General features: G+C 35.7%; 14 protein-coding genes. 2 read left to right on the plus strand and 12 right to left on the minus strand.

The features are described 5' to 3' along the window. Positions 1 to 239: 239 nt before the first annotated feature. From KQI69_RS06695 to KQI69_RS06715, 5 genes are all read right to left on the minus strand, one after another. On the minus strand, positions 240 to 728 hold the full coding sequence (locus KQI69_RS06695; RefSeq protein WP_216564571.1) for an RNA polymerase sigma factor: 489 nt from the start codon (positions 726 to 728) through the stop codon (positions 240 to 242). Between the two features lie 155 nt (positions 729 to 883). Beyond that, positions 884 to 1,363: a CinA family protein gene (locus KQI69_RS06700; RefSeq protein WP_216564572.1), complete on the minus strand. Its 480-nt coding sequence runs from the start codon at positions 1,361 to 1,363 to the stop codon at positions 884 to 886. A gap of 295 nt (positions 1,364 to 1,658) precedes the next feature. After that, positions 1,659 to 3,671, minus strand: coding sequence for a beta-galactosidase (locus tag KQI69_RS06705; RefSeq protein ID WP_216564573.1), 2,013 nt, complete (start codon positions 3,669 to 3,671; stop codon positions 1,659 to 1,661). A 187-nt stretch (positions 3,672 to 3,858) separates the two neighbouring features. Beyond that, positions 3,859 to 5,235: an MFS transporter gene (locus KQI69_RS06710; RefSeq protein WP_216564574.1), complete on the minus strand. Its 1,377-nt coding sequence runs from the start codon at positions 5,233 to 5,235 to the stop codon at positions 3,859 to 3,861. Between the two features lie 116 nt (positions 5,236 to 5,351). Continuing rightward, positions 5,352 to 6,554: an AraC family transcriptional regulator gene (locus KQI69_RS06715; protein WP_216564575.1), complete on the minus strand. Its 1,203-nt coding sequence runs from the start codon at positions 6,552 to 6,554 to the stop codon at positions 5,352 to 5,354. A gap of 168 nt (positions 6,555 to 6,722) precedes the next feature. Between KQI69_RS06715 and KQI69_RS06720 the strand changes: the two genes are divergently transcribed. Beyond that, entirely contained in the window at positions 6,723 to 8,063 is a 1,341-nt protein-coding gene (locus KQI69_RS06720; RefSeq protein ID WP_216564576.1) for an MATE family efflux transporter, read from the plus strand. Positions 8,064 to 8,069: 6 nt separating this feature from the next. On the opposite strand, the gene KQI69_RS06725 is transcribed toward KQI69_RS06720, so the two are convergent. The 7 genes from KQI69_RS06725 to KQI69_RS06755 all read right to left on the minus strand — a co-directional run bounded on the left by KQI69_RS06725 (position 8,070) and on the right by KQI69_RS06755 (position 14,623). Next, positions 8,070 to 8,510 (minus strand): MarR family winged helix-turn-helix transcriptional regulator, encoded by a 441-nt coding sequence (locus KQI69_RS06725; RefSeq protein WP_216564577.1) that lies wholly within the window; start codon positions 8,508 to 8,510, stop codon positions 8,070 to 8,072. A 20-nt stretch (positions 8,511 to 8,530) separates the two neighbouring features. Next, the gene (locus KQI69_RS06730; RefSeq protein ID WP_216564578.1) at positions 8,531 to 9,076 is read right to left on the minus strand and encodes a glutathione peroxidase; all 546 of its coding nucleotides are present in this window, start codon (positions 9,074 to 9,076) and stop codon (positions 8,531 to 8,533) included. Between the two features lie 29 nt (positions 9,077 to 9,105). Continuing rightward, positions 9,106 to 9,939 carry a hypothetical protein gene (locus KQI69_RS06735; protein ID WP_216564579.1) on the minus strand — a complete coding sequence of 278 codons (834 nt, stop codon included), beginning with the start codon at positions 9,937 to 9,939 and terminating at the stop codon, positions 9,106 to 9,108. A gap of 404 nt (positions 9,940 to 10,343) precedes the next feature. Then, positions 10,344 to 11,747 (minus strand): cell wall metabolism sensor histidine kinase WalK, encoded by a 1,404-nt coding sequence (locus KQI69_RS06740; protein ID WP_216564580.1) that lies wholly within the window; start codon positions 11,745 to 11,747, stop codon positions 10,344 to 10,346. Continuing rightward, positions 11,744 to 12,439, minus strand: coding sequence for a response regulator transcription factor (locus KQI69_RS06745; protein WP_256442232.1), 696 nt, complete (start codon positions 12,437 to 12,439; stop codon positions 11,744 to 11,746). Before KQI69_RS06745 ends, KQI69_RS06740 begins: the two co-directional genes overlap by 4 nt. Before the next feature lie 63 nt (positions 12,440 to 12,502). Then, positions 12,503 to 13,186 carry a DUF2318 domain-containing protein gene (locus KQI69_RS06750; protein ID WP_253289038.1) on the minus strand — a complete coding sequence of 228 codons (684 nt, stop codon included), beginning with the start codon at positions 13,184 to 13,186 and terminating at the stop codon, positions 12,503 to 12,505. 21 nt (positions 13,187 to 13,207) lie between these two features. Then, the gene (locus KQI69_RS06755) at positions 13,208 to 14,623 is read right to left on the minus strand and encodes a sulfite exporter TauE/SafE family protein (protein WP_216564582.1); all 1,416 of its coding nucleotides are present in this window, start codon (positions 14,621 to 14,623) and stop codon (positions 13,208 to 13,210) included. A gap of 468 nt (positions 14,624 to 15,091) precedes the next feature. Here KQI69_RS06755 and KQI69_RS06760 point away from each other — a divergent pair, with 468 nt between their 5' ends. After that, positions 15,092 to 15,475 carry a helveticin J family class III bacteriocin gene (locus KQI69_RS06760; protein WP_216564583.1) on the plus strand — a complete coding sequence of 128 codons (384 nt, stop codon included), beginning with the start codon at positions 15,092 to 15,094 and terminating at the stop codon, positions 15,473 to 15,475. Positions 15,476 to 15,513: the final 38 nt, after the last annotated feature.

Raw genomic sequence — 15,513 nt, forward strand, 5'->3', positions numbered from 1 at the left:
AATAAATCTGTTATTAACATCTACATATTGTATAGATTATACTTAATGCGACAGCCCCTATCCTCCTACAGTCAAACGGATATTCGCAAGCCGCTCTGCTACTTGCTCATAACACTATCAACTACTATCACATAGCTGCTATAGCAGCATACATATCAGAAGGGCTTGTAGCTCTCCTGATACAAGGAAGTCCCCACCCCCCACTTATTGCTTTACGCAATAGAAGCTTAGAATTTCCTTTATAGTGTCAAATCCTTTAAATGTTTTCTTGCCTTATAAAGCCTTGATTTTACTGTCCCCTCTGGTACATGAAGTATATTAGAGATTTCTTTTACTGAAAATCCCCTATAATAATATAAGGTAATCACTGTCCCTTCTTTTTCTTTTAACTCACCGACCAGTTCCCAGATATTTATCTTTTCATCTGTTTTACCTTTATAATATTTCTGACAGTCCTCAACCGGCTTTGTACGGTTTCTTGATATAACCGCATTTTTGGCAATATTTACAGTAATCCTTAACATCCAGTTTCTTAATTTAGCAGGACTTTTCAGACTGGCACGCTTTTCCCATGCTTTACATATCGATTCTGCAACCACATCCTCAGAATCTGCCGTATTTTGCATAATATTGTAGGCAAGCCTGAACATCAGATCTTTTTCTTCTTCTACTATTTTCACAAAATACTCTTCGGTTATCTTTGTTTTATCCATGTTGTCTTTCGCCAACCTCCTGTCCTTTCATTGAACTATAATTCATATGCATATGATTATCATGTTCTATATGTAAGACAATCAAGGTAATGATTTGGTTCATTTTTATTTATAAAATGCATAAAAAATCCGCCAGCTTATTATTTTAATAAACTGACGGTTTAAATTTATTATTTTATTAACATCCCTAACTTCTCAAACACCTTTTCCGCATACAACTCTTTAATCTCATGCCTGCTCATGCCCTTAACATCAGCATCAAACTCAAAAGAATTTACTTTCTCACCAACAATTATACAAAAATACACTTTCCCCTGAACACTGTCGGCATTATTAGGATCAATATTTCCTGTAGTCCCCGTTATTCCGATTGCTATATCAGTATTCATTTTTTTCTTAACAGTCTCTGCCATCGCCTTAGCACACTCATTTGAATATACACCATATTTTTTTATTATATCTTCATCAACACCGACAAAAATCTTAGTCTCGTTGAGATAAGTCACATATCCGCCCGGAAAGATTGCCGATGCTCCCTCCGTATCAGTTATCATGGAGGCAATAAGACCTGATGTGCAGCTCTCCATAGTTGAAATCGTAGTGCCGCTGCTTATCAAACTTTTTATTATACTATCAATTTTGGTTTTCATGTTATTCCTCATTTCCGCACACGTTTTTTGTAAATATCAAATTTATGTCAAGTGTGTACAGACATAAACCTTATGTGTGCTTTTCTGTTTATCAATTTATTTTCTTCTCTAAAACTCCATCTTCCCCACTTTCAGTCAAGAAACCTCTAAATAATATTTAAGAGATTGCAAAACTATAATAACATTTAATTAAACCTTTCAATAAATATATTATAAGTTTCACAATCTCATATTAACATACTATAACATTATAATGTTCCTCGGAGTACTATCCGTTTTTGACCTTTGCCACACACTATTTCTCTTTGATAATACAAAGATTCCAAGCCTTTATCTCAATATTCTCCAAATGTGCCACATCTTTGCCTGACAGCAGTTCTACACCGTCTTTTCCTTTATACTCCACCTTCTGTGTATCAGCAGAATAATTGAGATAATATGTTACTTTCTTTCCAAAATCGTTTACGCCTTTTCGTATTATTACCGGAAACTGCACATCTGAAACCACGACACCGATTTCCTCAAAAAATTCTTTAAACAGCTTCTTTAAAATGCTCTCATCAAACATACATCCGATATACATCGCATTTCCATTGCCATAGCTGTTCTTTGTTACCGCTGCATAATCACTCCACGCATAATGGTCATATGACATTAAGACTTCCGCTGTTTCAGGTATGATAAGTTCCATAAATGTCTCTGCTTTTGCATCTTCAAAGCCGCTAACTATTTCCCCTGAAAGCCCGACATTTTCAGGCAGGGTAAACTGGTTATATTTTATACCAAAACAATTATTTAATATATGTGGCTGTGTGTCATAGCTTACTTTTATATTTTCGTTTGCAAAAGCAGTTTTAAATGTAGCAACAAGATTACCGCCATCAGCAACATATTTGTCAAGTTTTTTCAATAATTCATCCGGTGCAGCGTAAAGTGCCGGCACGATAATCGCTTTATATTGGTCAAAATTTTCTGACTCAGGCCATACAAAATCACACTCTATGTTCATTTTGTAAAGTGTATCATATATCCATCGTACAATGTCATTGTATCTTGCACCATCATAACCTATAGTTGATACATTTATACCAAACCATTTTAATGCCGTGAGTGCCTCATTACTTACAAGTATCGCAACCTCATTTTTCTTCTTAAGATTGACAAGGTGTTTTCCAGCTTTTGAAAGTTCGTTACCTATAATACACGCTTCACGATAAACTGCATTTTCTGCAAAATCGTGACTCAGTATTCCTTTCCAATATGTCTCAAAGGAATTGTGTATTGAATGCCAGTGCCAGTACATAACACTGTTTGCTCCTGATGCAAGGTGACTGTACGCCTGTAATCTCAACTGTCCTTTATATGGTGTCCATGCTGGAAATCCCTGTGCCTCAGTTTCAATCAGAAGATAGTTGTCATTTTTAAGTGAGCGTGTCATATCTCCGCCAAATGCTATCTCATTGCCCGTAAGTTTGTCCTGTGACGGATGATAAATATCAACTCCTGCTATAGTAAGACATTTAGCTGCATGATAATGATTTACATCAGGCTGCACCCCATAAGAATATCCACGCCATTCAAAATCAAAATTGTGTGTGATAAACTGGTCATCTCTTTTATATTCATTTACAATATCCACCTGCCAGCTCAAGAAATCATCTACCAAAGTTCTCTGGAATTTTTCAAACTCTGCTCCAAGACTTCCGTTTATCGTTCCACGGACATCTGGGAAATCTTCCCATGCGTTTATCCTGTTACTCCAATAATCAAGCCCAAATTCGTAATTTAACGCATCAAGGTCATCATTAAATTTTTTCCTGAGATATTTAACAAATCTCTCCTGCACATTTTTACCCGCAGTTCCATAATATTTTGTTTCGTTGTCTATCTGATAACCTATGACGCACTTTCTATTTGCGACACGCTTCATAAGTTCCCTTATAACACGCTCTGCATAATAAAGATATACCGGATGTGTTATGTCCATTATCTGGCGTGCACCATAAATTCCTCTGCCATTTACCGTTTCTGCAATAACATCAGGATGTGATTTTACCATCCATGTCGGAACCGCATATGTAGGTGTACCGATTATCACATTTATCCCTGCTTCTTCCATTGCGTCCATGACTTTTTCCACATGGGAAAAATCAAAAACACCCTCCTGTGGCTCACATGTACTCCATGTAGACTCGGCTATCCTCACAGTATTTATGCCTGCTTTTTTCATCATTTCAATATCTTTATCTAAACGCTCATATGGCATATATTCATCATAATATGCCGTTCCAAAAAGAATTTCGTTCACTCTTTTTTCCTCCTGATTTCTATTTTTTCCTAAACTATAGCAATTCTATACTTACTAATATACTATATCACTCACTTCCAACCGAATAATTTATATAAATTTCCATATATGTTTATATTTTGTTCCCAACAAATGTAAAGGATTGCCAAATTACTATCTGCTTTTAATCCTTGCATCATATTTCACTCTACTTTGAAACTCTTCTGCTTTTTAGATCAGTCAGAATAGTATCATACTCCTTATCCAGATGATAAAACATAAGCACGATTATCTGAACGACCGTTAATATAATAGGAACATAAATATATCCTGCTTTTATTGCCGCCTTTGCACTATCTGTCTGTATTGAAGCCTTACCTGCATATCCTCCAATAGCAAGTATCGCACCTAACAATACATTGCTAAGTCCATTTCCGATTTTCTGACCAAAACTTGCCGCACTGTTGATAAGGCCTTCAGTCCTGATTCCCGTTTTCCATTCTCCGTATTCGATAGTGTCTGTTACCATTGCAAACATACATGCTGAAATACCTGCATTTCCTACACCTCTAAGAATACATCCGGCTATTAAGAAAGACAGATTATCTCCGCCTAATCCCATGATACCATAACCTGCTATCATAATAACAGCACCTGCCATAAGCACATTTCTCTTTCCATACTTCTTAACAAAAAATGCTATAAAGAACATACATACAATCTGCGTTGCCTGAAGTGCTACAGAAAATGTTCCAACAAGGTTACTGTTTCCCAATATATTTTTTGTATAATAAACCTCTGCAGAACCATTTATTCCCTGAGCTATAAAAATAAGGATAAGATTTAATGTTGCCATAAACCAGTATTTATTTTTAACTAATGCTTTAAATCCTAATGAAACCGGAACTTTAAAACGATTATCATCTGATGTACTCACACGCTCCCTTGTAAACAGAAATGTTATCATAAATGTAATTATCTCCAACGCACCAAAAACAACGAATGTCATTGTCCATGCCTTTGCGTCATTTCCAAAAAATTTTACAACCGGAAGTGTACATGTCTTAATAAATAATGTTCCACATGTAGCGAGTATCATTCTGAAAATACTGAGAACTGAACGCTCATACTGATCCTGAGTCATCAATGCTGTCAATGTTGCATATGGAAGATTGATTCCAGTAAATATAACAGTGAAAGCAAGGTTGTAACTAAAGAAAATATAAACCAATTTTGCCGTCTGTGTCCATCCTACAGGAACAGAAAACAATAGCACAGTACCAATTGCATACGGAATCACAAGTCTTAATATCCATATCCTCGTCTTACCAAACGGTGATTTTGTACGGTCTATGATAACTCCCATTATAAGGTCACTGACACCATCAAAAAGTCGTGAACATAACATTATAACTCCGACTGCCGCTGAACTTACACCTACAACATCGGTGTAATAAAACAGCAGAAAAGCTGCCATTGCCGAATACATGATATTAGACGAAAAATCTCCACAACCGTAAGCCAAACGCTCTTTAATAGTAACTTTTTCGGTTGCATTTTTGTTTGTAAATCTTTGTAAATTCATACTAATCCTCCATTTTTTATTACTGTTCATATACCTGCCGTGTAACCGGTAACCATTTACTGTCTATATATTAGCGGAGATTTCCGATAAATTATATCGTTCATTTTGTTAAAATATCATTTATTTTGTTTATTTTTCCACTTTCCATATTTTTTTCTATATTTTATCGGTGTCATACCAACCTCCTCTTTAAATACATTTCCAAAATAACTTTGTGAACAAAAAGCCAGATAATTTGCGATATCTTTAACATCATATTCTGAATAAAGAAGCATGTTTTGTGCAAGATGAATCTTTTTCTTTCTTATGTACTGCTGTATCGTAATCCCCTCTACCCGATGAAATAATTTAGACAGATAGCTGTTATTTACTCCTATCTCCCTGCCTATATTTCCTATAATAATATCATCATGCAAATGCTGGAAAATATAATTTTTAGTTCGCTCAATCAACTCATTTTTCTGCCTGTTATTGTTAATATCTGATACTTTTTCCGCAAATTCATACTCTGCCTGCCGCATCATTGCATCAATTTTTGCAGCATTATCCATATCTTCAATATTTAAAATATAACCATCAACCGTCGAAAACGCTTCTTCAGGCACCATTCCACCTGCGATTGCTGCCCTTGACGCAAGTGTTATGACACAAATAGCAATATTTTTTGCCTGTCTTATCTGATTTTTTGCAAGCTGCCCCACCTCACCACGATAAGTTTCCGCAATACTCTCTTTCAATCTTTCCACATCGCCATTGCGGATGCTGTCAAGTTCCCTCAACTCCTGATCATACGGATTATGCGGCTGTACATTTTCCTGATGTTCAAAAATAACATTTGATACCGATTCTTTTATCTCAGCAACATCTGAACTTTTAATCTCATTCTTCTGCCACAATTCATTTAATGATAATTCATTTCCCGTTATAAAATTATAAAGCATAATTACACCCGCACCAAATACCTTTAATTCGCAAAATGATAACTGAAATCCTGTTTTCTCACTTATATGATGAGTTTCTATCATATATCTATTTAAATCCGTCCTCTGTTTTTCAATACTGATAGGCCCTATTATAATCCTGCCATTGTCCATATGAAGTAATGCATAAAAAATATTTTGTTTCTCAGTAAAAATATCAGGATAATCTTTATTCTCTCTTGTATTTATCCTGTTCAAAAAATCCGGATCAGTAAACAATGGATTACTAAGTTTTGCCATATTTCCATAACTTTTATAAATAGTTCCGGATTTATCTAACTGTACTATATCACAATGCAGCACTCTTACCATCTGTTTGCAAATGTATTCTATGTTCATACCTTTTTCCTCCATAGCTTGCCAGCAACAATAATGTCCATATTGTTATATGTCAGCATCATAATTATATTTTTTTCTTGATTATCATGTCAATAATTGATAGATTTATAAATAATATAAAGCTTAACTTTTACGAAAAAATTTCTTAATATAGAAATGAGGTTCATTATGAAAACACAAAAAAGCATACAAAAAAACATGACCGAGGGAAATATACTTCCTATTCTTCTTGCATTTGCAATCCCGGTTTTATTCGGAAATATCGTACAACAGATATACAGTCTTGTTGACTCCGTTATCGTCGGACAAAATCTCGGTGCTAACGCTCTCGCATCTATCGGAGCAACAGATTCGCTAACATATTTATTTTTCGGCTGTACGAATGGTATTGCAACAGGTTTTTCCATCTGTATCGCACAGGCATGGGGAAGAAAAGATGAAAAAGATTTAAAGATTTATACGGCACTTATCACAAAATACTGCCTGATAATATCACTTGCACTTGCTGTGATACTCTCCATCACCACACCGACCATACTTACACTTATGAATACTCCCCATGAATTAAAGGCAAATTCATCAATATACCTTATAATACTTTTTGTAGGTATGCCATGTTCAATGGGATTAAATTCGGTGCTTGCAGTGCTCCGTGCAATTGGGGACAGCAAGATAAGTTTTTATATGCTGCTCATCTCCTCATTCACAAATATAGGACTTGACATTTTATTTGTCGCTGTCCTGCATATGGGAGTTGCAGGAGCAGCTTTTGCAACCGTACTTGCACAATTTCTTGTTCTATGTGCTTCTGTTTTTTATGGCTGGAAAAAATATCCGCTTTTACATTTTGATAGGAACAGTCTGAAAATCAAAGGTACATACAGGAAATTACTTTTTAAAAACGGTATTCCTATGGGAGCACAGGTCTGTATAACCGCAGTTGCAACAATGATAGTACAGATTGCATTAAATAACTGCGGAACGACTTATATTACCGCATTTACAATAGGCACAAAAATACAAAATATCCTAACACAGACTTTCAATGCACTCGGAATGACAATGGCAACTTTTGTCGGACAGAATTACGGAAACGGCGATGTTAAAAGAGTGCGGAAAGGTGTACGCATAGGAATTCAGATAGGCATAGGATGTTCAATATTCTGCATCATTTTTATACTGCTGTTTTTAAATTCTGCCATATCTCTTTTTGTCAGTGATGTAACGGATAAAGTTGTAAGTTATACGCATTATTTTATGAACTGCTGTATGCTCGGATATATCCCACTTGCTTTTTTATTTGTGTTTCGCAGTACATTGCAGGGTATGGGCTACGCAGGCATAACACTTATCGGTGGAACTTGTGAGCTTATCGCAAGAGCACTTATCGTCGGCCTTCTTGCAAAACCATTCGGATTTTACGGAATTTCTTTCGGACATACTGCCGCATGGACACTTGCAGCGGTGACATTGATTCCGTTTTATTTTAGTAAGCTTAAAAAGGAGTAAAAATTTCTACCCCTCACCAAATCCTTGCAATATCTCATGCAATATCCTATACAGTTGTGTGGCATCCTCCTTGCCGAGTGCCACACAACCTGCCATTTTATGAGGGATTTCCACTGCTTTTTCCTTTAATTTCTCCCCCTCTTTCGTAACACTTACTATAAGACTCCTCTCGTCCCTGCTGTCCCGCTGTCTTGTCACAAAATTTTTCTGTTCAAGTCTTTTTAATACCGGTGTCAATGTCCCAGAATCAAGATATAATCTTTTACCGAGGTCTTTCACATTTATGCTTTTTTCTTCCCACAACACCATCATTGCTATATACTGCGTGTATGTCAGTTCCAGTTCATCCAGAAATGGTTTATATCTTTTAACTATCTCTTTTGCACACGCATATAACGGAAAGCATAATTGATTGTCAAGTTTCAATACATCATATTTATCACTCATATCTGACTCAAAAGTCCTTCCTACAATAACTCTCTTATCTTCTCAGCCACAACTTCCATATCTTCTGTCGGCTCAAATCTCTCCACAACATTTCCATCTCTGTCTATCAGAAACTTTGTGAAATTCCATTTTATATCAGAAGTTTCCTTATAATCAGGATGTATTCTCGCCAGTCTGCTCTCCAATATAGGTGTCAGTGAATTTTCTTCATTAAAGCCTGAAAACCCTTTCTGTTCTTTTAAAAATGAATACAATGGATGTACGTCTGCACCATTTACATCTATCTTCGCATAATGTCTGAATGTTATCCCAAACTTTGCATCACAAAAAGATACAATTTCTTCATTAGATTCTGGTGCCTGACCATCAAACTGGTTGCATGGAAAATCAAGTATTTCAAAGCCCTCATGCTGATACTGCTCATAAATGTCCTGAAGTTTATCGTACTGTGGTGTAAATCCGCACTGTGTAGCCGTATTTACCACAAGGACTACCTTTCCCTTGTATTCCTCCATCTTGTGAATATCTCCATAAACATCCTCTGCTTCAAAATCATAAAATCTCATTTTATTTACCTCCTATAAAATATCTGTCTTTATCTTACCCTTTTTGTTTCTACTGAATCCCAAAAGCGTGAATCATAATAAAAGAAAACAACATTTTTATCTGTAATGTAAAAATCCCATTCTTTGTTGTCGTATTCTGCTATTCCAAGCAATTCCTTAAACTGCTTATTTATTTCCTCGTCTGTGTCATTTATAAACGGATTTACATCAACCATTTCTCCCGTATTACAGTCAATAGTAACACCATCTATTTTAGAATACTGATGTGCCCCACCCATATAGGTAACATCATTAAATACCATACTCACATAATCATCCCCGATATAAGTAAAATATTGAAAAATAAGGCTGTCATACGGTACATTCGGTGCATTATCCGATTCTCCTGAATATGTTTTTGCCGAGTTCTCATAAGATTCTTTTTGTGAGTCATAATATCTTTGTAACGTATCATTTAAAACAGCCGGATAATCATCATTAAAGTAAAAACACTCCATGTCATAGTAAAAATATTCTTTACCATCTTTTCTCTTAAATTTTTTGTGTTTCTTTTTTATCCTGCCATATTTTTTTACATCACTATATACATTTACATCCTCGTCCTGTACAATACTGTATTTGTTTTCTGATTCTAATAACTGCTGTGAATCTTTCTTCTTAATGTCGTTTTCTTTTACAGTATTATTTGTTACCGATGGCTGTAAACTGTTTTCTATTTCCGCATCTTTTGTTACCGATGGCTGTGAATTTTTTTCCTCCACAACAGAATATTCCTTATTTTCTTTTTGTTTCACCTCTTTTCCACAACCTGACAGCCCAAAAATAAATATCAATCCGATAAAATATATAGCGCCTTTCTTCATAAATAAATTCCTTTCATTTTCTCCATTTAAAATATAATTTTTTCTAAATTTTATTATTCAGCATTTAATTTTATATTAGCTTGCCAAAAGTCAAGGATATTCGCAATTCGTTTCGCTATTTACTCATTACTCATAACACTATTAGCTGCTATCGCAGCATATCAGAAGGGGCTTGTCCCCACTGATATAAGCAAGTCTACACCCACCACTTATTGTTCTACGCAATAGAAGCTTGGGACTTTCTTGATGCAAATTAGATTGTGCACAATCTTTATGTATAAAAAATACAACCTATTGAGGTTTTTGTCAATAGGTTGTGCACAATTTATTTTTTTGTAACAGTTCAGCCATAAAAACAACTATGGCAATATCTGAACTTGCTCATTGTATTGTAAATTCTCTTTTTATGCCGGAATACCTTTCGGCAGCTCCACAATAAATCTGCTGCCCTCCCCTTCTTTACTCTCAACTGTTATCTTCCCATTATGAGCCTGCACGATTGCTTTCACGATAGTAAGACCTATGCCTGCCCCTCCGGTCTTTCGGTTGCGTGAAATATCCGTTCTGTAAAAACGCTCAAAAATAAGTGGAATATCCTCCTTTGAGATACCTATTCCCTCGTCTTCCACAATTAAAACTGCCATTTCCTGTCCGTTATCTTTTAAACTTATATTTATATTTCCACCATCTGTCGAATATTTTGCCGCATTTGACAGCAGATTAAAAATCACCTGATGCAGCCTTTTTCCATCACCCTGAACCACCGTAGTCTCTCCATTTAAAACACAATTAAGATGCTTTTTTTGAAGCTCCGGTTCAAATACTGTCCGTACCGCCTGCACCAGTTCATATAAATCTACTGCCGTTTTTTCCAAGTTCATATTTTCGTCTTCTATCTGACGCAGTTTTTCCAGATCAGAAATAATCTCTGAAATCCTTTGAAGTTCATCATAACAGCTTTGCAGCCTTTCCGTATCAGGCTCCCATACTCCCTCGATTATAGCCTCCAGATTTGAGGACACATTGGCAACAGGAGTCCTAAGTTCATGTGCAACATCCGAGGTAAGTCGTCTTCTGATAGTTTCCTGCTTTTCCAGACTTTCAGCCATATGATTTATTGACTCACTAAGTTCTGACAATTCTCTTGTCCGCACATCCTCCTTAAACCTTATGGAATAATTTCCCTCAGACACTTTTTTCGTAATGTCTGTCACCTTTACAAGAGGTACAGATAACCGCCTTGCAAGTATCACGCCTGCCACTGCCGCAAGAATAACAGACGATATTCCGACAACAATAAGAATTTTATTTAATGAGTCAAGAAATCTGAAATCACTGTCATTATAATAAAACGGACTGTAATAACTGACATCCAGATACCCCACAATATCACTTTTCTGTTTCAGGTCATAATGATGACTCAAAAAACTTCCCTCAATTCCCGGTCGTTTTTTTTCCATTTTATTGCTTATCTCTTTCATAACATCATGGCAATATGTCATATCGTGATTTTCGGCATCCCAGATAACGTTTTTTTCCCTGTCATAAAGTTTGATAATATATCCGTCTTTTAATGCATACATCCCAACACCATGAACATAGTCAAGATTCCATTCCCCATTACTACTGTTGTATTGGGACATAAGCGTTGACACGAGTTGTTTTGAAAAATTTTTCTGCTGCAAAACAACATACTTTTCAAACTGCCCGTTTATCAGTATATTAGCAGTTAAACTTATTATAAAAATCGTGATAAAAACAATAAATGCAAATCCAACAGATAACTGTGTACTTATCTTATGTTTCATCTAACATCTCCCCCAAACCTGTAACCGACACCATGAACAGTGCAGATATATACAGGTTTCTTTGGATCATCTTCAATCTTTTTGCGAAGATTTTTCACATGGGTATCTATCACCCTGTCGTACCCCTCAAAATCCATATCAAATGCCAGATTTATAAGTTCATCCCTTGTAAAAACTTTTTGCGGATATTTTGAAAATGCAGACAATATCTTCCATTCAATAGGTGTGACCGCTACTTTTTCACCTCTTTTAAAAACTTCGCTGCGGTCATAATCAATAACAAGATCACCGTTATTCCATGAAAATTTTTCCACAAGCGGTTTTAAATCGTCAGAAGTTCTCCTGAGAACCGCCTGTATGCGTGCGTACAGATTTTTCAAGCTAAACGGCTTTGTGATATAATCATCCGCTCCGATATTAAGACCATTTAACATATCATTTTCCATTGACTTCGCTGTAAGCATTATTATCGGCACGCGTGATGTTTTGCGAATCATTGTGCATATTTCCTCACCGGAAAAATCAGGAAGCATAAGATCTAATATAATAAACGCAATCGACTCTTTTTTAAAAAGCTGTAATGCTTCTTGTCCAGTTTCCGCCTGAAAAACCTTAAACCCCTGCTTTTCCAAATATGAGGCAACTGCCTCCCGTATCATCCTCTCATCATCAACAACCAATATATTTTTCAAAACTGCCACCTGACCTTTTTCAAGCGGATACTCGCAATCCGCTCTGCTACTTGTTTGATAGTGTTAAATTCCCTCTTTCCAATTTGAAAAAATCTGCTCCGACTCTTTTAAATAATCATAAGAAATTTCAAGTTTACCATTTTTTACAGTTCTGGCATCAGACATAATTGCCCATGGATTGCACCCGCCTGCCTCTACGCCAATATCATCTATAGTAAACTGATTGCCGCAGTTCTGGCATACCAATGCATCCCCATCCTGCACATAATAACCCCTGCCTGAGCTATAGCAGACCTGACAGGTATTAAAAGCTGTACGGATTTCTCCCTCCGAGTCTTTTACCGCAATAATCTCCATCTCTACTCCATCTACTTTTATCGGATAAAAACTTACCGTTGATGAGATATCACTTACCGGTATTTTTAAACTTTTGCCTTTTGAAATAACCTTTTCGCTTTTACTATTTTTGTTTTCTGTGCCATCACTTTCAGATGTACTGTCATTAGTTTCATTATCATTTGCTTTGTTATTATTTGTTTTATTATCACTTATTTCACTATTCTGTGCATCGCTGTCTGCGACCTCGCTATCTGATACTGCCGCTGTCCTTTCACTCTGCTGTTCTTTCTTGCCACCGTTCTGTTTAAACATATAAATTCCCATAGCTGCAATACATAAAATAATTGCTGCAATAACTATAAAAATATTGTTGTTCGATTTTTTATTTGTCTTTCGGTTGTTGTTCATGTTTTTATATCCTCCTATTATTTAATCATTTTGTTCAACATAAATACTTCCATGTATCATCCCCATCCAGCAGGTATAGCTTACTGTACCGGTCTTTTCCGGAGTAAATTCAATAATATTTTCGCCCTCAGTAAAAGTATGTTCAATACCATATTCACTAAGTACCATTTTATAATTGCATCCATTTATCGAACCTTTCGGTACATCTATAACCCATTTTACCGGAATCCCTGCACTCACTGTTATATTAGGATAACTGCCTGACTGCAATGTACTTTTTACAATCTGTACTCCATCTGTCAGCTCTGCTTTTTCATCCGCAGTATTGTTATTTTTAGTATTTACAAATATATTTGAGGTAAGCCCCGACAGACTTCCCCCCTGAGACAACATTGCAAGTCCCATAACTACCACCAGCACTGCACCGACACCCATAACTTTTTTTGAAAATCTTTTTCCAAGTGCTGATACAGCCGCCCCAAATCCCAGCATCAACGGCACTGTTCCAAGACTAAACATAAACATTGCAAATGCTCCTGCAACAGGATTTCCTGAGCCAAATGCCACGATCTGCATTGACTGTAATGGACCACATGGCATTAAACCGTTTAAAGTTCCGATAACTATCGGCTGTTTACTATCACTTTTTTTCTTATTTATCTTAACTCCGATAAATCTTGGCACTCTCAGACTAAAACGCCGCAACGCTGGAAAAATGTCAAGCATATTTATTCCCATAATGACCATAAAAATCCCGGCGATAATTTTCAAAATTCCCTGAAATAAAACAGAAATTCCCGTCCCTGAATTTCCTACAATAAACATCCCGACAAGTCCCAAAATAAAACCAATAGCCGTATAAGAAATCACACGCCCCAAATTATAAAGAACCGCCGGCTTTAAATAAGAAAATCTGCTTTCACTTTTAACATTATTTATACTATTATCAGTTATGCTGTTATCCACATTATTATCAACAATATCATTTACATTATTTTTAGGAATACACTGTGTCAGATTAATTCCGCCGCACATGGCAATACAATGTACCGATGTAATCAATCCTATAACAAATAGCATCCCATATCCCATTTTTGTATCAGCAAGTTTTCCCGGTACAAGAAGATTTAAAATCCCTGATTGCTGCAATATTATGTACAACACAGCAATTATAATAAGTAATGCTATATTCCTCACAACATCCTGTTTTTGCCCTGAATTTTCGTCTAAAACCTCATATCCTGTTTTCTTGATAACATCAAATATTTTATCCTGCGTTATGGCATCACCATCATAAACAATGTCCGCAATGCCTGTGCCATAGCTTACTTTTATCTGCAAAACTCCTTTAGTATCGTTCAATTCTTTTTCTATCCTGTTCTGACAATTTACGCATGACATCCCGCCAATACGCATTTGCTTTTTAATAATATCCATTTATAACACCTCAAAAAAATCATATGCTGCAAGTGACAGTTCAAACACAGTCAATATATCAAATAAATATGTGTTTTTTATGTGCAAAAACTGCAGATTTTTGTGGTATATTATCGTTCACATCTGCAATGCAAATAACTGTCAAAGCTGAAAAGATATAGATTTTACCGGAAATCGGGAAAAGTGGTCAAAAACATAAAAAAACAATGAAATTTACCACTTTTCCCGTATTTTCGACCACTTTTCCCAAAAAATAAAATAATGCCAAATTTTGTGATATAGTGTTATTAACAAAAAAATGCTGAAAAGCAGAACAATATAGGAGGTAGATTATGAGTAAAAATTTAAGAAGAATGGTAACATTTGGTTTGGTAGTGGCAAAATGAGAGATTCTATGAACCTTGAAGGTGTTGGACATGGCCAGAATCTGATTTCATACCAGTATAATAATAATCAATACTTTATTGTATGTGCAAACGCAAAAAAAATTATAATGCAAATGGTGATGAGTTTTGGGAAGCAGATAAAATCGGCAAAATTAAATATCAACCAGATGTTACATTAACGAGCACAAAAATTGACAAACTGGATGATACGGAGTATTCAAACAAAACAAGAACACAATTTAAGAATTTAAGGAGATGTGCTGCCTATGTATCTCCTGACGGAAAAAAGATGCTTATGTTTAAACAAAGCAGTCAAGGAAATGTTCAATATTCATTTTATGATTTTAATGCTATAAAAAAGGCATTGGACAGCAATTCAACCAATGATAGAAGTTTTAAATATAGTTCCAGTTTAGCTGCTGCCTGTGATAGTGATGTAATAAATGCTAGTGTACTGTATCAATGATTTTCAGCTAAATAACGCAGGGTAAATTTTCAATCTGC

Origin of the sequence: Eubacterium sp. MSJ-13 (assembly GCF_018918235.1) — a bacterium.
In the GTDB taxonomy this organism is placed as follows: domain Bacteria; phylum Bacillota; class Clostridia; order Lachnospirales; family Lachnospiraceae; genus Butyribacter.